At 69.4% G+C, this 18,985-nt stretch carries 14 protein-coding genes; 9 read left to right on the forward strand and 5 right to left on the reverse strand.

Annotation, left to right across the window (positions count from 1 at the left end; translation table 11 throughout):
* Nucleotides 1-35: 35 nt before the first annotated feature.
* Entirely contained in the window at nt 36-569 is a 534-nt protein-coding gene (locus tag BKH33_RS11345; RefSeq protein WP_003784086.1) for a MogA/MoaB family molybdenum cofactor biosynthesis protein, read from the reverse strand.
* Nucleotides 570-891: 322 nt separating this feature from the next.
* Between BKH33_RS11345 and BKH33_RS11350 the strand changes: the two genes are divergently transcribed.
* From BKH33_RS11350 to moeB, 8 genes are all read left to right on the forward strand, one after another.
* On the forward strand, nt 892-2,220 hold the full coding sequence (locus BKH33_RS11350) for an MFS transporter (RefSeq protein ID WP_003784080.1): 1,329 nt from the start codon (nt 892-894) through the stop codon (nt 2,218-2,220).
* Between the two features lie 85 nt (nt 2,221-2,305).
* Nucleotides 2,306-6,082, forward strand: coding sequence for a nitrate reductase subunit alpha (locus BKH33_RS11355; protein ID WP_003784090.1), 3,777 nt, complete (start codon nt 2,306-2,308; stop codon nt 6,080-6,082).
* Nucleotides 6,082-7,779: a nitrate reductase subunit beta gene (gene narH, locus BKH33_RS11360; protein WP_075412701.1), complete on the forward strand. Its 1,698-nt coding sequence runs from the start codon at nt 6,082-6,084 to the stop codon at nt 7,777-7,779. The genes BKH33_RS11355 and narH overlap by 1 nt, the downstream gene beginning before the upstream one ends.
* 1 nt (nt 7,780) lies before the next feature.
* Nucleotides 7,781-8,542 carry a nitrate reductase molybdenum cofactor assembly chaperone gene (narJ, locus tag BKH33_RS11365; RefSeq protein WP_003781218.1) on the forward strand — a complete coding sequence of 254 codons (762 nt, stop codon included), beginning with the start codon at nt 7,781-7,783 and terminating at the stop codon, nt 8,540-8,542.
* Nucleotide 8,543: 1 nt separating this feature from the next.
* Nucleotides 8,544-9,332 (forward strand): respiratory nitrate reductase subunit gamma, encoded by a 789-nt coding sequence (narI, locus tag BKH33_RS11370; RefSeq protein ID WP_003781201.1) that lies wholly within the window; start codon nt 8,544-8,546, stop codon nt 9,330-9,332.
* 32 nt (nt 9,333-9,364) lie between these two features.
* On the forward strand, nt 9,365-10,327 hold the full coding sequence (gene modA, locus BKH33_RS11375; RefSeq protein WP_003781205.1) for a molybdate ABC transporter substrate-binding protein: 963 nt from the start codon (nt 9,365-9,367) through the stop codon (nt 10,325-10,327).
* Between the two features lie 41 nt (nt 10,328-10,368).
* Nucleotides 10,369-12,438 carry a molybdate ABC transporter permease subunit gene (gene modB, locus BKH33_RS11380; protein WP_003781210.1) on the forward strand — a complete coding sequence of 690 codons (2,070 nt, stop codon included), beginning with the start codon at nt 10,369-10,371 and terminating at the stop codon, nt 12,436-12,438.
* Nucleotides 12,439-12,493: 55 nt separating this feature from the next.
* On the forward strand, nt 12,494-13,798 hold the full coding sequence (moeB, locus tag BKH33_RS11385) for a molybdopterin-synthase adenylyltransferase MoeB (protein WP_076142756.1): 1,305 nt from the start codon (nt 12,494-12,496) through the stop codon (nt 13,796-13,798).
* Nucleotides 13,799-13,865: 67 nt separating this feature from the next.
* Here moeB and BKH33_RS14175 read toward each other — a convergent pair whose 3' ends face one another.
* From BKH33_RS14175 to BKH33_RS11405, 4 genes are all read right to left on the reverse strand, one after another.
* A complete protein-coding gene (locus tag BKH33_RS14175; RefSeq protein ID WP_232621502.1) occupies nt 13,866-14,399 on the reverse strand; it encodes a zinc transporter in 534 nt (177 codons plus the stop codon).
* A 305-nt stretch (nt 14,400-14,704) separates the two neighbouring features.
* Nucleotides 14,705-15,454 (reverse strand): DUF6318 family protein, encoded by a 750-nt coding sequence (locus BKH33_RS11395; protein ID WP_050998474.1) that lies wholly within the window; start codon nt 15,452-15,454, stop codon nt 14,705-14,707.
* A gap of 240 nt (nt 15,455-15,694) precedes the next feature.
* The gene (locus BKH33_RS11400; protein ID WP_003781207.1) at nt 15,695-16,810 is read right to left on the reverse strand and encodes a FecCD family ABC transporter permease; all 1,116 of its coding nucleotides are present in this window, start codon (nt 16,808-16,810) and stop codon (nt 15,695-15,697) included.
* On the reverse strand, nt 16,807-17,850 hold the full coding sequence (locus BKH33_RS11405; RefSeq protein WP_003781198.1) for a FecCD family ABC transporter permease: 1,044 nt from the start codon (nt 17,848-17,850) through the stop codon (nt 16,807-16,809). Before BKH33_RS11405 ends, BKH33_RS11400 begins: the two co-directional genes overlap by 4 nt.
* A gap of 64 nt (nt 17,851-17,914) precedes the next feature.
* Here BKH33_RS11405 and BKH33_RS11410 point away from each other — a divergent pair, with 64 nt between their 5' ends.
* Nucleotides 17,915-18,982 carry an ABC transporter substrate-binding protein gene (locus tag BKH33_RS11410; protein WP_003781226.1) on the forward strand — a complete coding sequence of 356 codons (1,068 nt, stop codon included), beginning with the start codon at nt 17,915-17,917 and terminating at the stop codon, nt 18,980-18,982.
* The last annotated feature ends 3 nt before the right edge of the window (nt 18,983-18,985 follow it).

An 18,985-nucleotide genomic window follows, 5' to 3' on the forward strand; every position in this document is an offset into this window, starting at 1 on the left:
CCAGGACCTCGTTGCCGGCCCCACGGCGAGCAGGCTCAGTGGTCACCGCCGCCGAGCTGCTCGAGGACATGGGGCACCAACGGGCCGATGACGGCGACGGTGTCCTTGACGCCGCCGCGTGAGCCGGGGGCGTTGACGATGAGGGCGCCAACGTCGCCGCGAGAGGTCACCCCCACCAGGCCGCGGGACAGACCGGCCAACGGGGTCTTGCTCAGACCGTGGGCACGGATCTGGGCCTCGATGCCCTCCAGGCGGGTGGCCAGCAGGGGTGCCGTGGCCTCGGGGGTGAGGTCGCGCGGGGTGACCCCGGTGCCGCCGGTGGTCAGGACCACCCGGGCACCGTCGGCCACCGCCCGCAAGATCGCCTTACGCACCGGCTCAATACCGTCGGGCACGAGGTCCACCTTCTCGACGACGACGTCGTGCTCGGCCAGAAGGCGCTGGGCCAGCGGACCGGAGAGGTCCTCGCGCTCGCCGCTGACACAGCGGTCGGACACGGTGACGACGGCGCCCTTGACGGGCTCGGGGAGGGGCACGAGGCCCTTCTGGACGATCGGAGTCTCACTCATGGGGCCACCGTAGTCCGCGCACACCCCGCTCAGGACCCTCCGTCTCCGGCCCGGTATTTCAGGGGCAGCACGGCCCGATCCTACCGACACCCTCAATTAGGCAACCCTCATTTGCCTTAATTCACCGCCCTTCGTCACCTACGAGATGTCGGTTTCGCCTTGTATTACTCGGACATTCGTCCCTTGCGTGAAGGTCCGCCCAGGGCAATGCATCATTGAGGCCGGTGTGAGCCCGCGTGCTTTCACCGACGTTCTCCAAACAGTCTCAGGTCCAGGGCGCTGTCGCCCGACAGACCGAGCCCCACATCACAGCAGGAGCCCTATGTCCACGCTCGACACCTCCGGTCGCGTCCTCACAGGGTGGAACCCCGAGGAGCCGGAGAACTGGTCCGCGAAGATCGCCTGGACCACTCTGGCAATCACCACCTTCTCCCTCATGCTCGGCTTCACCGTCTGGTTCCTGCCCAGTGCAGTCGCCCCCAGGCTCAACGACGTCGGCTTCCACCTGACCAAGAACCAGATCTACTGGATCACCTCCATGCCGGGGCTGTCCTGCGCAGCGCTGCGCCTGGTCTACATGTTCCTGCCCGCCACCATCGGCGCCCGCAAGATGATCGGCTGGTCCTCCCTGCTGTACATCCTGCCGATGCTCGGCTGGTTCTTCGCGGTGCAGAACCATGAGACCTCCTTCGGCGTCCTGCTCGCCCTGTCCTTCGCCTGCGGTATCGGGGCCGCCACCTTCTCCGGCTACATGCCCTCCACCGGCTTCTACTTCCCCAAGCGCCTGGCCGGAACGGCCCTGGGGCTGCAGGGAGGCCTGGGCAACATGGGCATGAGCGTCATCCAGCTCGCCGCCCCCTTCCTCATGAGCATCAGCCTGTTCGGCCTGACCTGGGTCGCCCCCCACCACGAGGGCGCCCCCATGGTCGTCAACGCCACCGTCTTCTTCCTGCCCTGGTCCCTCATCGCAGCCTTCCTGACCTTCCGCTACATCAAGGACGTCCCGCTCAAGGCCAACATCAAGGAGCAGATGGACATCTTCGGCAACCTCGACACCTGGCTCATGACAGTCCTGTACATCATGACCTTCGGCGTCTTCTCCGGGTTCGCCGCCCAGACCGCCAACATCATCAACAACAACTACGGCGCCGCCTCCGACCTGGCCAAGCAGTTCGCCGCCTCCGACCTGCCCCAGGGGGCCTCCTACGCCTTCATCGGCACCCTCATCGGCTCCTTCCTGCGCTTCGCCTGGGGACCCCTGTGCGACCGCTTCGGCGGAGCCATCTGGACCTTCGTCTCGGCCATCGGCATGGCCGTCACGATGGCCTGGTGCGGCTACCTGGTGGCCGGCGCGGACGACCCGGCCGACTTCACCATCTTCATGGTGGCCCTGCTGGCCATGTTCTTCTTCGCCGGCGTCGGCAACGCCTCGACCTTCAAGCAGATGCCGATGATCATGCCCAAGCGCCAGGCCGGCGGCGCCATCGGCTTCACCGCCGCCGTCGCCTCGCTGGGCCCCTTCCTCGTGGGAATCGCGCTCACCCTCATGCCCACCCACGTCTTCTTCTACGGCTGTGCCGTCTTCTGCGTCGTGTGCGCCGTCATCTGCTGGGTCCGCTACGCCAAGCCGGGCGCCAAGCGCCCGGGCTGATCCCCGCCGCTCGCCCCGGCGGGCCTCACCCGGCCCAGCTCACCGCCACCCCCAGCCTCACGGACCGAAGGACCAAGGACCACAGATGACTACCACCGGCTCCCAGCCCACCGGCCCCGGGATCGTCCCAGGGCCCGACCAGCAGGTCGAGAACACCCCCGGACTGCTCACCCTGGGCTCGTACCTGCGCCGAGGACAGGCCTCCGCCGATGCCCGCCGCCTGTTCCTGACCGGCGGGCGCCAGGCGGACACCTTCTACCGGCACCGGTGGAGCCACGACAAGATGGTCCACTCCACCCACGGGGTCAACTGCACCGGTTCGTGTGCCTGGGAGGTCTACGTCTCCGACGGCATCATCACCTGGGAGAAGCAGATCACCGACTACCCCACCACGGGACCGGACATGCCCGAGTACGAGCCCCGCGGCTGCCCGCGCGGCGCGGCCTTCTCCTGGTACACCTACTCCCCCACGCGCATCCGTTACCCCTACGTGCGCTCGGTGCTGCTGGACGCCTTCCGCGCCGCGAAGTCCGCCAACGACGGCGACCCGGTCGCCGCCTGGGCGCAGGTCACCGGTGACCCCGCCACCGCCAAGGCCTACAAGTCGGCCCGCGGCAAGGGAGGCATGGTGCGCGTCGGCTGGGACGAGGCCATGGAGATCGTCGCGGCCGCCTACGTCCACACCATCCGGACCTGGGGCCCGGACCGGATCGCCGGGTTCTCCGTCATCCCGGCCATGTCCCAGGTCTCCTACGGCGCCGGTGGCCGGCTCCACGAGCTCATCGGCGGCACCATGCTCTCCTTCTACGACTGGTACGCCGACCTGCCGCCGGCCTCACCCCAGGTCTTCGGCGACCAGACCGACGTCCCCGAGGCCGGCGACTGGTACAACTCCCAGTACCTCATGATGTGGGGCTCCAACCTGCCGCTGACCCGCACCCCGGACGCCCACTTCATGACCGAGGCCCGCTACCACGGGCAGAAGGTCGTGGCCGTCTCCCCCGACTACGCCGACAACACCAAGTTCGCCGACCAGTGGCTGCGCGTGGCCCCCGGCACCGACGGCGCCCTGGCCCAGGCGATGGGGCACGTCATCCTGACCGAGTTCCACGTCAAGCGCCAGGAGCCCTTCTTCCTGGACTACATGCGCCGTCACACCGACTCCCCCTTCCTCATCGGGCTGGAGGCATCCCCCGACGGCACCGGGTACGTGCCCGGCCGTTTCGTGACGGCCTCCGACGTCGACGGCGTGGCCGCCGGCGCCCCGAAGAACGAGTTCCGCCCCCTCGTGTGGGACCGCCGGCGCGGCCCGGCCGACCCCGGCGGTACCCTGGCCGACCGCTTCACCCCCGAGGGTGAGGGCAAGTGGAACCTGCTCATGGAGGGCGTCGACCCGGTCATGAGCATCCTGGACCTGCACGGCGAGGGCCCCCAGGTCCAGGCCGCCGAGGTCCTCCTGCCCCGCTTCGACCTGCCCGGTTCGTCCACCCCCGAGGGCTCTGTGGGCGGCGGCGTCGTGCGCCGCGGTGTGCCGGTCACCCGTATCGGCGACCGTCTGGTCACCACCGTCTACGACCTGCTCCTGGCCCAGTACGCCGTCGAGCGCCCCTCGATGCCGGGTCAGTGGCCCACGGACTACCAGGACGCCACCGTCCCGGGCACGCCCGCCTGGGCCAGCGAGATCACCGGCGTGCCGGGCCCCGCCATCATCCAGGTGGCGCGCGACTTCGCCCTCAACGCCGTGGAGTCCGGCGGCCGCTCCCAGATCGTCATGGGCGCGGGAATCAACCACTACTACCACGCTGACCAGATCTACCGGACGATCCTGGCGCTGACCTCCATGTGCGCCACCCAGGGCGTCAACGGCGGCGGCTGGGCCCACTACGTGGGACAGGAGAAGGTCCGCCCGCTCAGCGGCTTCCAGCAGTACGCCTTCGCCCTGGACTGGCACCGCCCGGCCCGGCAGATGATCTCCACCGGCTTCTGGTACATCACCACCGACCAGTGGCGCTACGACGCCACCTCCGCAGAACGCCTGGGCTCCCCGCTGGGGCCCGGAACCCTGGCGGGCAAGACGACGACCGACACGATGGTCGAGGCCATGAAGCGCGGGTGGACACCGTCCTACCCCACCTTCAACCGCAGCCCGCTGCTCCTGGGCCAGCAGGCCGCCGAGGCGGGCATGGACCCCAAGGACTACGTCGTCGAGCAGCTGCGCTCCGGTGAGCTGCGCTTCGCCTGCGAGGACCCCGACGCCCCCGAGAACTTCCCCCGCATCCTGTGCTCGTGGCGCACGAACCTGCTGGGCAGCTCGGCCAAGGGCACGGAGTTCTTCCTGCGCCACATGGTGGGCGCGGACAACGACGTCAACGCCGTCGAGACCCCTCCCGAGCAGCGGCCGGCCTCGGTGACGTGGCGCGATGAGGCCCCCATCGGCAAGCTCGACCTCATGTGGACCGCGGACTTCCGCAACACCTCCACCACCCTGCACTCCGACGTCGTCCTGCCCGCGGCCACCTGGTACGAGAAGCACGACATCTCCTCGACCGACATGCACCCCTTCGTGCACTCCTTCAACGCGGCCATCGACCCGCCCTGGGAGGCGCGCACCGACTTCCAGGTCTTCCAGACCCTGGCCGGGCTCATCTCCGCCTGGGCGCCGCGCTACCTGGGCACCCAGACCGACGTCGTCGCCGCGCCCCTCACCCACGACACCCCCGATGCCATGACGATGGCGCACGGCGATGTCTCGGCCCTGCCCCAGGAGTGGGTACCGGGGGTGACGATGCCCAAGCTGGTGCCCACCGAGCGCGACTACACCCAGATCCGGGCCAAGTTCGACGCCCTGGGTCCCCTGGCCGAGAAGCTGGGGCTGCCCTGCAAGGGCATCATGCTCAAGCCCGGGCCGGAGGTGGAGCGCCTGGCCCGCAACCACGGGGTCTCCTCCGACGGCGTGGCCGCCGGCCGACCACTGCTCGACACCGACATCCGCGCCGCCGACGCGATCTTCACGCTGTCGGGCACCACCAACGGGCGCATCTCCACCGAGGGCTGGGACACGTTGTCCAAGCGCACCGGCACCGCGCTGGTCGAGCTCAGCGAGGAGGAGGCCGGCAAGCTCGTCTCCTTCGCCGACACCCAGATCAAGCCCCAGGGAGTCATCACCTCCCCGGAGTGGTCCGGCTCTGAGCACGGTGGCAGGCGCTACTCGGCCTTCGTGGTCAACGTGGAGCACGCCAAGCCCTGGCACACCCTGACCGGGCGCATGCACTACTACCTCGACCACGACTGGATGCGGGACATGGGCGAGTCCTTACCGGTCTTCCGACCTCCGCTGGACTTCCACGCCCTGTACGGGGAGGCCTCGCCGGGCTCGGTGTCCACGAGCCAGGCGGGTACGGCGGAGGTCGCGGTGCGCTACATCACCGCGCACAACAAGTGGGCGATCCACTCCCAGTACTTCGACAACCTGCACATGCTCACGCTGGGGCGCGGAGGCCAGACCATCTGGATGAGCCCCCAGGACGCGGACAAGATCGGCGTCAAGGACAACGAGTGGGTCGAGGCGTACAACCGCAACGGCATCGTGGCGGCGCGCGCCATCGTCTCCCACCGCATCCCCGAGGGCATGGTCTTCATGCACCACGCCCAGGAGCGCACCATGAACACCCCGCTGACCGAGTCCAGCGGCAGGCGCGGCGGGACACACAACTCGCTGACCCGGATCGTGCTCAAGCCCACCCACTTCGCCGGCGGCTACGGGCAGCTGTCCTACGCCTTCAACTACATCGGCCCCACGGGCAACAACCGCGACGAGGTCACGCTCATCCGTCGCCGCAGCAACCAGGAGGTGACGTTCTGATGAAGGTCATGGCCCAGATCGCAATGGTGATGAACCTCGACAAGTGCATCGGCTGCCACACCTGTTCAGTGACCTGCAAGCAGGCCTGGACCAACCGCGAGGGCACCGAGTACATGTGGTTCAACAACGTCGAGACCCGCCCCGGTGTCGGCTACCCCAAGGGATGGGAGGACCAGGACACCTGGCGCGGCGGCTGGGAGCGCACCGCCTCGGGACGCCTGCGTCCCCGCTCGGGCGGGCGCCTGCGCCGCCTGGTCAACATCTTCGCCAACCCGGAGATGCCCACGGTCGAGGACTACTACGAGCCGTGGACCTACGAGTACGACAAGCTGCTCTCGGCCCCCAAGGACTCCCCGGCCCTGCCGGTGGCGCGCGCCAAGAGCCAGCTGACCGGCGAGTACATGCCCACCATCAAGTGGGGTCCCAACTGGGACGACGACCTGGGCGGCTCCATGGAGACCCTCCAGCAGGACCCGATCATCGAGACCATGAGCACGAAGGTGCGCACCGACATCGAGTCGGCCTTCATGTTCTACCTGCCGCGCATCTGCGAGCACTGCCTCAACCCCACCTGCGTGTCCGCCTGCCCGTCGGGCGCCATGTACAAGCGCACCGAGGACGGCATCGTCCTGGTGGACCAGGACGCCTGCCGCGGCTGGCGCATGTGCGTGTCGGCCTGCCCCTACAAGAAGGTCTACTTCAACCACGCCACCGGCAAGGCCGAGAAGTGCACCCTGTGCTACCCGCGTCTGGAGGTCGGCGAGCCCACCGTGTGCTCGGAGACCTGCGTGGGCCGCCTGCGCTACCTGGGCGTGCTCCTCTACGACGCCGATCGTGTCTCGCAGGCCGCGGCCGTCAAGGACCCGCAGGACCTGTACATGGCGCAGCGCGAGATCCTCCTCAACCCCCACGACCCCGAGGTCGTGGCCGGGGCCCGCGCCGAGGGCGTGCCGGACAACTGGATCGAGGCGGCCCAGGCCTCCCCCATCTGGGACCTCATCGACACCTACGAGGTGGCCCTGCCCCTGCACCCCGAGTACCGCACCATGCCGATGGTCTGGTACATCCCGCCGCTCTCCCCGGTCGTCGACGAGGTGGCGGCCGCCGGCCTGGACGGCGAGAACTACAAGGTGCTGCTCACGGCCGTCTCCGACATGCGCATCCCGCTGGAGTACTTGGCGGGCCTGTTCACGGCCGGTGAGACCAACACGGTGGAGCTCGTGCTGCGACGCCTGGCCGCCATGCGCTCCCACATGCGCGACGTGCGCCTGGGCCGCGAGCCCGACCCGGCCATCGCCGCCGCCGTGGGCCTGGACGGGAAGAAGCTGGAGGCCATGTACCGTCTGCTGGCCATCGCCAAGTACGACGACCGCTACGTCATCCCCACCACCAAGCCCGAGGTCCCCCGCGGCATGGAGGCCATGGGCAACGACGTTAAGACCCTCCTGGGTGAGGGGGCGCCGGCCGGCTGCCACCCTGACGTCGCCTCCTTCCACGGTCAGGGCGGTGCCGGCGGCGTCAACAACGGCCCGGTGAGCCTGCCGCTGCCGACCGTGCGTCGCGAGCCGGTGCCAGCTGCCGGCCCGGGAATGCCGGAGGTCGGGATGCCTCAGCCGGTGGGTCAGGCTCAGGCGGCCGACGCTCCCTCACGGACCACGTCGACCGGTCCCGCGGTCGCGGCCCCCAGGGACCTCTGAGATGGTCTCCTTCGTCCGCGCTCCCCGAGTCCTCGAGGCGCCCCCCGAGGTGCCCCTGGACTCCTCTCAGCGAGCCATCGTGCACATGGCGGCCTCGCTGCTGCTGGACTACCCGGCCGAGGGCAGTCTGGAGACGCGTCTGAACGCCGTCGAGGCCGAGCTGGCCGCGCTGCCGCCGGAGGTGGCCGTCCTCCTGGAGGAGTTCATCGCTCAGGCCCGGCGCCGCGGTGAGCGCGCCATGGCCGAGCACTACGTGGAGGTCTTCGACCGGCGTCGGCGCTGCTGCCTGTACCTGACGTACTACACGGTGGGCGACACCCGGCACCGGGGCGCCGCGCTGCTGGCCTTCAAGCAGGCACTGGCGGCGGCCGGCTACGAGATGGCCGCCGACGAGCTGCCCGACTACCTGCCGGTGGTCCTCGAGCTGTCCGCGCGCAGCGGCGACGAGGTGGCCAGTGCGCTTCTGTCCTCCCACCGCGAGGGCATCGAGGTGCTTCGTAGCGCCCTGGCCGATGCCGCCTCCCCCTACGCGGGGCTGGTGGAGGCCGTCTCGATGACCCTGCCGCGGATCGACGAGGCCACCGCCGAGCGTGTGCGCGCCCTCGTGGCGGCCGGTCCGCCCACCGAGACCGTCGGTGTCACCGACACCCTGCCCTTCCCCACCGTTCCCGTGCGCAACCCGAGCCTGTCCGGTTCGCCCACTCTGCCGGATCCCGTACCGGTCGCCGGCCCTTCCCCCTCACAAGCAGCCAGGAGAGCATGACATGAGCCCGATTCAGCAGAACCTCCTGTGGGTGGCCCTGCCCTACGCCAGCCTGGTGCTGCTGGTGGCCGGCATGATCTGGCGGTGGCGCACCGACCAGTTCGGGTGGACCTCCCGCTCCTCGCAGTGGAACGAGTCCCGCATCCTGCGCCTGGCCTCGCCCCTGTTCCACCTGGGCTTCCTCATGGTGATGGGCGGTCACGTCGTCGGGCTCCTGGTACCCAAGGACGTCACCGAGATGCTGGGCGTCTCCCAGCACATGTACCACCTGGGCGCCACCTACTTGGGCACCTTCGCGGCCGTCATGACGATTCTGGGCCTGGCCGGGCTCATCTACCGGCGCGTCGTCATCAAGAGCGTGCGCCTGGCCACCACCCGCAACGACCTGGTCATGTACTGCTTCCTCATCGTCCCGGTCCTGCTGGGCTCGGCCGCCACGGTCCTCAACCAGCTCACCGACGCCCACGGCTACGACTACCGCGAGACGATCAGCCCCTGGCTGCGCTCGGTGCTGGTCCTCCAGCCGCGCCCCGAGCTCATGGTCGACGTGCCGGTCTCCTTCAAGCTCCACGTCATCGCGGGCTTCCTGCTCCTGGCGATCTGGCCCTTCACCCGCCTGGTCCACGCGGTCTCCGCGCCGGTGGGCTACGCGACCCGCCCCTACGTGGTCTACCGTTCACGCGAGGGGGCCACCTCCACCGCCCGGACCTCGCGCGGCTGGACCCCGGTACGCACTCAGGGCACCGGCAACCAAGGGCTCAACGACGTCACCCCGTCCCAGGGCGCCTGAACCGGCCTCCCCGACACCGATAAGGAGAACACATGGGGATCTCCCGCCGTGCAGCGATCGCCGCCGTCAGCCTGCTCTCCGCCGTCTCCCTGGCCGCCTGCGGCGGCTCCGCCTCCAACAGCTCCACCGGCGCCGCTTCGGGCGCCGCCTCCGCGAGCGCCTCGAGCGGCGAGGGGAAGGCCACCGGGAAGGTCACCGTCCTGGCCGCGGCCTCCCTCCAGGGGGCCTTCGAGGAGATCGAGAAGACCGTGGAGAAGGACAACCCCGGCCTGGACGTCACCTTCGACTTCCAGGGCTCCCAGGACCTGGTGTCCTCCCTGGCGGGCGGCAACAGTGCCGATGTCCTGGCCACGGCCAACAACTCCACGATGAAGACCGCCGCGGAGCAGAAGCTCGTCGGCGACCAGACCGAGTTCGCCACCAACGTCCTGACCCTCATCGTCCCCAAGGGCAACCCCAAGAAGATCACCGGGCTGGACTCATCGCTGGATGGCGCCAACCTGGTCATCTGCGCCCCCGAGGTGCCCTGCGGCGAGGCCACCCAGAAGCTCTCCAGCGCCCTGGGCGTCACCCTCAACCCTGCCTCCGAGGAGCAGAAGGTGACCGACGTGCGCGGCAAGGTCGAGTCCGGTGAGGCCGACGCCGGCATCGTCTACACCACCGACGCGGCGGCCGCCAAGGACAAGGCGGACAAGATCGACATCCCCGACGGCGGCGTCGTCAACCACTACCCGATCGCCCAGACCGCCAGCCCCGAGAACGCCGCCGGCGCCAAGGTCTTCATCGACGCCGTCACCGGCAAGACCGGCCAGGAGGTCCTTGCCAAGTACGGCTTCGGGAAGCCCGGTAGCGCCGCTGCCGGTGCGAGCGCCGGGGCGAGCTCCAGCGCAGGGGCCGGCACGGCAAGCAGCGCCGCCCCGTCCCAGGCCGCAACCGCCGGCGGGTCGGCCTCCCCGGAGGCGGACAAGCCCACCGCGGAGACGACTGCTCCGTGACTGCGGAAAGGTCGACTCGGTGACCTGGTAGAGATGGTCCTGTGAACTCGGCTTCCTCCTCCCCACAGCGGCCCGCCCGCGCCCTGATCCGGCGCGGGCGGGCCGCTCGCTCTCCCCTGCCGGTCCTCGTCACCGCGCTGGCCGTCCTGGGCGGCTGCGCGATCATCCTGCCCCTGGTGGGCATGGGGACACGCGTGTCCTGGGGACAGCTGCCCCAGCTACTGGCGACCCCGTCGGCGCAGGCCGCCCTGTGGCTGTCGATCCGCACCTGCCTGACCGCCACGGCGATCTGCGTGGTGCTCGGCGTACCCCTGGCACTGCTGCTGTCCCGCAGCTGGCCGGGAGTGCGGATCGCGCGGGTCCTCGCGGTGCTGCCGATGACGATGCCGCCGGTGGTGGCCGGTATCGCGCTGCTGTCCACGCTGGGAAACCGCGGGATCCTGGGGGCGCAGCTGCGGCAGTGGGGGCTGCCCATCGCGTTCTCGACGACCGCGGTGGTCATCGCCCAGGTCTTCGTCTCCATGCCGTTCCTGGTGGTCACCCTGGAGGCGGCGCTGCGCAGCCGCGACGAGCAGGCCGAGACGACCGCCCGGACTCTCGGGGCCGGGCCCTGGCGCGTCCTGGCACAGATCACGCTGCCGCTGGCGGCGCCGGCCCTCGCGCGCGGCACCGCGCTGGCCCTGGGACGGAGCCTGGGCGAGTTCGGGGCGACCATCGCCTTCGCCGGCTCCAAGGAGGGGGTCACCCGCACCATGCCGCTGGCCATCTACCTGGAGCGGGAGAAGGACACAGCGACGTCGTTGGCCCTGGCGGCCGTGCTCATCGGGCTGTCCTTCATCATTGTCGGGGCGACCAACGTCGACTGGGCCGGGGTGGCCGGCCGCCTGGTGACCGGCCGCAGGTTCTCGGAGCCCACGAACGAGCCCCGGGACTCCGACGCCGCCGCGCCAGGCGGGAACGACCGGCCTGTCCCACCAGCCGAGGACTCCGGGCGCGGCCAGGACCTGCAGGTCTCCTTCGAGATGGAGGCACGCGACGTCGTCGTCGACCTGGAGGTGAGGGCCGGGCGCACGACGGCGCTCGTGGGGCCCAACGGTTCGGGCAAGTCGACGGTCTGCTCCGTGGTGGCCGGCCTGCTGGACGCCGAGAACGGCCGCGTGGTGCTCGGTGGACGAGTCCTGGACGGCCCCGGTGACTTCGTTCGGGCAGGGCGTCGCCAGGTGGCACTGCTCAGCCAGGACCCGGGCGTCTTCACCCACATGTCGGTGCTGGGCAACGTGGTCTTCGCGCTGCGCTGCCAGGGGGCGAGCCGCGGCGAGGCGATCCGTCGGGCTCGGGCCGAGCTGGTCGCCGTCGGCGCCGAGCACCTGGCCTCCCGCTCGGGGGGCGCGCTCTCGGGCGGGCAGGCGGCCCGTGTGGCTCTGGCTCGGGCACTGGCGACGGGCCCGCGCCTGCTGGTCCTGGATGAGCCGATGTCCGCCCTGGACGTGACCGCCCGCCAGGAGATGCGCCGCCTGGTGTCGCGCCGATGCGTCGAGGAGGGGCTGACGCTGCTGCTGGTGACCCATGACGTCCTGGACCTGACAGCGCTGGCCGAGGACGTCGTCGTCCTGGACCGGGGCCGGGTGGTGGAGCAGGGGCCGACGGCGCGGGTCCTGTCCGCGCCACGTTCCGACTTTGTCGCCCGCCTGACGGGGACGGCCGTTCTCACGGGCGTCATCGACGGGGAGGCCGGCGCTCCGGGGCTGCGGCTGCCGTCGGGGCGGGTCGTTCATGGCCGCCCCCAGGACGACCCCACCGAGGCCGAGACGGCGGATCACAGCGCGGGTCTCTCGCCGGGGGCTCCTGGGGTTGCGCTGGTGCCGCCCGATGCCGTCGCCCTTTACCGGGAGGCGCCGCAGGGCAGTCCCCGCAACGTCCTGACCGGCCAGGTGACGGGACTGGAGCGCTCGGGAGCGCTGGTGAGTGTGCGTCTGGAGCTGGAGGAGGGGCAGCGCCTGTCGGCGGCGGTCACGGCGGGGGCCGTGGCCGAGCTCGGCATCGCCGAGGGCCGGGAGGTCTACTGCGTCATCAAGGCGGTGCAGGTGCGTGTTGTGGCCCAAAGGGGCTGAGGACTGCTCCGCCGAAATGTTGAGAGAAAAGCCGGATAGGGATGAGGAGGATGCCATGAGCACCGTCGACCGGAGCACCCACGATGGGGGCGGCGGATCGGTGATCGCTGACGAGCGTCTGCGGCCGCTCAGCCGGGATGAGCTGGAGCGCTATCACCGCAACGCGCTCGTGCCGCAGGTGGGGGTGGTCGGCCAGCAGCGCATCCGGGCCGCCCGGGTCCTGCTCATCGGCGCCGGTGGGCTCGGGGCGCCGGCCGCCCTGTACCTGGCGGCCGCCGGGGTGGGTGCGATCGGCCTCATTGATGACGACGACGTCGACGTGTCCAACCTGCAACGCCAGGTCATCCATACGAGTGCCGCCGTGGGCCGCCCCAAGGTGGACTCGGCAGCCGCGGCGATCAGGGCGCTCAACCCCGACGTCGAGGTCATCCCCCACCGGACTCGGTTGACCGCGGAGAACGCCCTGGGTCTGCTGGACGGGTGGGACGTGGTCATCGACGGCACCGACAACTTCCCCACTCGGTACCTGGTCAATGACGCGTCCGTCATGCTGGGGCTGCCGCTGGTGCACGGGGCGGTGCTGGGCTTCAACGGGCAGGTGGGGGTCTTCGACGCCCAGCGGGGTCCGTGCTACCGGTGCCTGCACCCGACGCCACCGCCCGCGGGTTCGGTGCCCTCCTGCGCGGAGGCCGGGGTGCTGGGGGTGCTCCCCGGGATCATCGGGACGATGCAGGCCGCCGAGGCGCTCAAACTGGTGATCGGCGGCGGGCAGCCGCTGATGGGGCGCCTGGCGATGCTCGATGCCTGGGGCGCGCGGCTGCGGGAGATTCCGGTGGCGAAGAACCCGGCCTGCCCGGTGTGCGGGGATGACCCGAGTATCACGGAGCTGTCGGCGCCGGCCGATTCCTGTGCACTCCCCCAGACTCCTGACGCTGATGCGCAGCCGTATGCACGGGCCTCCGGGGACGACTCCCATCGGCAACCTGCGGGTTCCACGTCCGGCTCCGTCGCATCTCCTCGGATTCAGGGGACCGGAGAGGCCCCGCTACCAGGGCCGGCGACCGTCTCCGCCGCCGAGCTGAGGGGGCTCCTGGAGAGCGCCGAGCCACCGGCGCTGCTGGACGTGCGCGAGGACGTCGAGGTGGCACTCGAACCGATGGCTGGCGCCCGGCATATCCCACTGCGCGAGGTGGTGGCGCGGATGGACGAGCTGGATGAGGATCGCCCGACCGTGGTCGTGTGCGCCGCCGGCGTGCGCTCGGCCCGGGCCATCGAGGCTCTGAGGGCAGCGGGCTACCCCGGCCGGCTCCTCAACCTCGAGGGCGGTATGAAGGCCTGGGCGGCTGGAGCGGCCGACTGACCGAAGCTCGTGAGCTGCAGGGATTGACGGATCTTTCCCTGTGTCTGACGGCGAGGGAGTACGGGACTTAGTGGCCTTGGGCTTCTTCGGCGTCGTCGGTGAGGTAGGAGGTGATGCGGACGAGGTCGTAGGGGGTGGAGGTCTCGGTGGTGGTGATGGTGCCTTCGATGGTGTGCCAGGTGGTGTCGCCTTGGGGGTGGTAGCGGGTGGTCCAGGTGGTGGTCAGGGTGGTGGTGACGGCTGTGGCGGTGTGCTGGTAGTGGTGGGTGACGGTCTGGTGGGGGTAGGGGTGGCCGGGGTCGGTGGTGGTTGTGGTGGTTCCGTCTCCCCAGCTCCAGGTGTAGGAGGTGGGGGTGAACTCGACGTCGATGGTGGTGCCCAGGATGGTGGTGGTCTGGTGGCGCGCGGTGGGGTTGGTGTAGACGATGAAGGCCTTGGAGATGACGACCTTCGGGCCGGGCGGTTGGCGGGTGATCCCTGAGCCCTGGGCGATGAGGGTGGCGGCCTCACGAGTCGTAATCGTGATGACTCTTGGCTCTGCGGGAGCTTCCGACTCGACCGCAGGTTCTGGCTCGGGCTCCGGCCTGCACACCGCATGCATCTTCTTGTTCTCATCTTGATAGGTTCTGCAATTGCGATGAGGCGTCGCCAGTTTGGTGTCGCTGTCCGAGTACTGCACCTCCGTCTCAGATGATGCAGGTGACTCGGGTTGTTCGGTGGCTGGAGGCTGAGATTGTGCCACAGTTTCGCGGCGTTCTCCATGAGTAACGACATGATTGTCGTCAGTCTCCGCCCTCCAGTTTACGGGCCCTCCAGAGTCCTGAGAAGTGTCCGGATTGCTCGCTGCGGTTGGCGACAGTGCTGTTGCGCAAACCATCGCTAACACAGTGACATGACGGCGAAAACTCATTTGTTCAATACCTCGACCCCACCGACCATCCAGCGAGTTCCGTTGTGTCGGATCGAGAAGTCCAGAACTTGATTCTCCTCAGGAGCGGAGATTATTGGATCGCTTCCCGCTCCAGGATGCGATACCACCTGTCCTTGATTGGCAGTGACATCTAGTTCGTTATAGTCATATCCCTCGATTTTCTCGTAGTACGTGGCGTTGACGAGTTCTTGGTCCCACTTGTCTGCCCATCCGCCGTTCTGGTGGAGCTTGGTGGCTCGGTCGATGACGGATTTGCAGAAGACGCAGCGATCGTCGCTCATGGCCTTGAGCTCGGTGGTGTTGCCGGTCATGTAGGCGTAGCGGTAGAGCTCGAGGAAGTACCACGCCGTCAGTGTCGCCCCCTCGCGTGTGGCGTCGTTCATCTGCTCCGGCTTCTCCGGTGCGGGTTGGGCCAGGGCGGCGTCGCGCTGGGCCTTGAGCTCGGGGGTCAGGGCGGCCTCGCGTGAGGCTGTCGCTGAGGCGTTGGCGTCGGCGATGCCCTTCTCGGCGCGGGCGACGGCCGCCGAGGCGCTGGCACTGGCGCTCACGCTCGCCTCCGCCTTGGCGTCCTTCAACGAGCAGGCCGTCATTCCCAGGGCCAGCACGCACACCGCCGCCAGCCCAGCGGCAGCCCGGCTCCGCTCAAGGCGGGAACCAGGCCAGCTACGATCGAATACTGATCGTTGCGCGCCCGCAGGCGCAGGGGGCCGTAGGGACGTACTCATCGCGGAAGCCTCCTCGCCACCGAAACAACTCCACCAAACCACCCGCCGAGCACTCCTGTCCGGCCGGGTGGCATATTGACTCTACCTGCGCAAACACGCCCACCACCAGAGCATCCTCGAAGCCTGTGGAAAACCCAGAACAGCACCCTGCAGGCCGGGCGACAACCTCAACCTCCCCTTACGGACGCAGGCACCCCAGCTCGATCGGCCGAGTTCGTGGCCTGGTCGTCAGGTGCGGCCTCAGCCGGTCTGCCCGACGCGACCGGAGGAGAACATGAGCAGCCAGACGAGGTAGAGCCCGCCCAGCGCCGCACTGACCAAGCCCACCGGGATCTGGAAGGGGCTGAGCAGCCGTTGCGCCAGAAAATCGGCCCCGCCCAGCAGCAGCGCCCCCACCGCCGCCGAGGTGATCATCGTGATCCCGGCCGACCGGCTCAACCGGCGCGCCAGCTGCGGTGCGGCCAGGGCGATAAACCCGATCGGCCCGGCCGTTGCCACGCAGATCGCCGCCAGCACGACGCCGTAGCCGAGCATCGCACCGCGCACTCTGCCGACCCGCAGTCCCAGGCTGGTCGCGGCGTCGTCGCCCATCTCCAGCAGGCCCGTGGGCCGCACGAGCCACACGACCTGGGACAGCAGCACCAGCGCGGCCAGAGCCAGGGGCCTGACCTGCCCCCAGGAGATCGCGTTGAAGGAGCCGTACTGCCAGGCCTTGGCCGCCTCGGCGCTGGGAAGACTGGCCTGGGAGATGAGGTAGCTGTTGGCCGCCGAGAGCATCTCGGATATGGCGACCCCGGTCAGGACCAGGTTGTCCCCACCCACGCCGCCGTGCCGCGAGACGAGCGCAACCGCCCCCGCGGTCACGAACCCTCCGACGACCGCACCCACCGAGACCTGGAGATCACTCGCCGACGCCGCCAGCAGGAGCATGAACAGCCCGCCGGTGGAGGCCCCGGTCGTGAACCCGACGATGTCGGGACTGCCCAGAGGATTTCGCGACAGGCTCTGGAACACGGCGCCCGACAGCGCCAGCATCGCCCCCACCAGCACCGCCGCGACCGCGCGCGGAAGCCGCTGGTTGAGGACGAAGAAGCGATCCATCTTGCTTCCTGCCCCCGTCAGCAGCGTGTGCAGCGCGTCGGCCGCGGAGATGTTGTAGGCACCGAACAGCACCGAGGCAACCACCACGGCCAGGGCCGCGGCCAGTGCCAGCACCGTCACCACGGCGACCCGCCGGTGGACGAGGAAGGGCCTCTGTCCTCCAACGCGATACCGCAGCTGGGAGGCCGGTGGTCCGAGACGCACCCCCTCGATCAACGACGGCGAGCCGTCGGCCGCTTCCCGAGCTCGCCTCATCGCCCTCTCACCCCCATGCGCTGAATGACCATGAGCAGCAGCACCGGACCACCGATGAACGCGGTCACGACGCCCGCCTCCATCTCACCGGAGTCCAGGATGACCCGCCCCAGGATGTCGGCGGCCAGCAGCAGGACCGGGCCGGCGACAACGGAGACCGCCAGCAGCTTTCGCTGATCGGCCCCCAGGGCCAGCCGCAGCACGTGCGGGACCACCAGCCCGACGAAGGAGATCGGCCCGACCGCCGCTGTCGACGCCCCGCACAGGAGGGTGATCGAGGTGAGCGCCAGGGCCCGGGCGCGCCTCGGGCTGACGCCGAGGGCCTTGGCCTGCTCCTCCCCCAGCGCCAGGGCGTTGAGCGTGAGCCCCGAGGCCAGGGCCATCACCAGTCCGACGACGAGGAAGGGCGCCACCCACACCAGCAACGCAGCATCCCGGTCCGCCAGCGAGCCCAGAACCCAGAAGCGGTAGGAGTCGAAAGTGACGGAGTCGTACATGGTGACGGTCCCAGTGATCGACCGCAGGCTCGCCCCCAGCGCCACCCCGGCCAGCACGAGCCTGGCGGGTCCGGCGTCGGCGCTGCGCACAGACATGAGGTGGACGAGGAAGGCGGCCAGGGCGGCCCCTGCGAAGGCGAACCAGAGGAAGTCGCCCACGTCAGTCAGCCCCAGCAGAGACATCGACAGGACCACCGACAGGGACGCCCCCGCATTGACGCCGAGGATGCCCGGCTCGGCCAGGGGGTTGCGGGTCAGCCCCTGCATGACGACCCCGGCCACGGCCAGCGCGGCGCCGACCATGACCGCCAGGACGGTCCGCGGCATCCGCAGCTGCCAGACGATGATCGAGGCCATCGTCCTCTCCCCCGGTACGAAGACGCTCGCCAGCTCCTCCAGCGTCAGGTTGCGCGACCCGACGGCCAGGCTCGTCAGGCACAGGAGGACGGTCAGTACCGCCAGGACAAGGACGACGACGCCCGTCGGAACTCTTGTGGCCGCACGCCCCGTCTCGGGTTGCGCCCGAAGGGCGATCTCTGCCACGTCCCCACCTTTTCCTCTGGATGATTCTTGATCAAAACGCCACGACTGAGGTTAGCCTAAGGCCATGACATCCCACTACAGCCGCCGCAGCGCTATCGCCTTCGCAGGACTGGCCACCGCCATCCCCGTCCTCGCTGCCTGCTCCAGCAAGAAGGCGGACTCCAACGCCTCCTCGTCAGCCAAGGTCAAGCCCACCTCGTCGGTGCCCACCGGCATGCCCGACGGCAAGGGCTCGGGCAAGGCCGACAACGTCTTCCCCCGCAAGGTCGTCCACTTCAAGGGCAGCACCGAGATCAAGAAGGCCCCCACCAAGGTCGTCATCCTGTCCACCGGTCAGCTCGACGTCGCCCTGACCCTGGGCGTCGTGCCGATCGGCTCGACCAAGGGCGATGGCGCCGCGACGGTCCCGGAGTACCTCAAGAAGGCCTTCCCCAAGCACGCCGACAAGCTGGGTGCCATCAAGGACGTCGGCTCGCGCAAGTCCCCCAGCGTCGAGGACATCGGCAACCTGTCCCCGGACCTCATCCTCGTCAACCAGGCCGGCAAGGACGACATCGACGCCCTCTACAAGTCCCTGTCCGAGGTGGCACCGACCGTCGTCACCCAGGGCAAGAGCGAGGCCTGGAAGCAGGACTTCCTGCTCATGGCCGACGCCCTGGGCAAGCCGGACACCGCCAAGAAGTGGATCGAGGCCTACGAGGCCGATGCCGCGAAGGCCGGCACAACCATCGAGGGCACCCCCACCGTCTCCCTGCTGCGCAAGACCAGCGACAAGCTCCGTATCTTCGGGGCGGTCTCGCTGGCGGGCTCGGTCCTGTCCGACATGGGCGTCGCCCGTCCCAGCACCCAGACCTTCACCGACAACGGCAACAAGGAGATCAGCTCCGAGACCCTGGCCGAGGCCGAGGCCGACTGGATCCTCTACGGGGCGCAGAAGACCCCGAAGGATGAGAAGGACAAGGACAAGAACAACACCGAGCTGACCGCCATGCCCCTGTGGGAGGGGCTCAAGGCCGTCAACGACAAGCACGCCGTGCGCGTCGACGACGACGCCTTCTTCCTCAACGCCGGCCCCACCGCGGCACGGCTCGTCATGACCACGGTCACGGACACGCTGCCGAAGAAGAAGTAGCTC

Origin of the sequence: Actinomyces naeslundii (assembly GCF_001956585.1) — a bacterium.
Taxonomy (GTDB): Bacteria; Actinomycetota; Actinomycetes; order Actinomycetales; family Actinomycetaceae; genus Actinomyces; species Actinomyces naeslundii.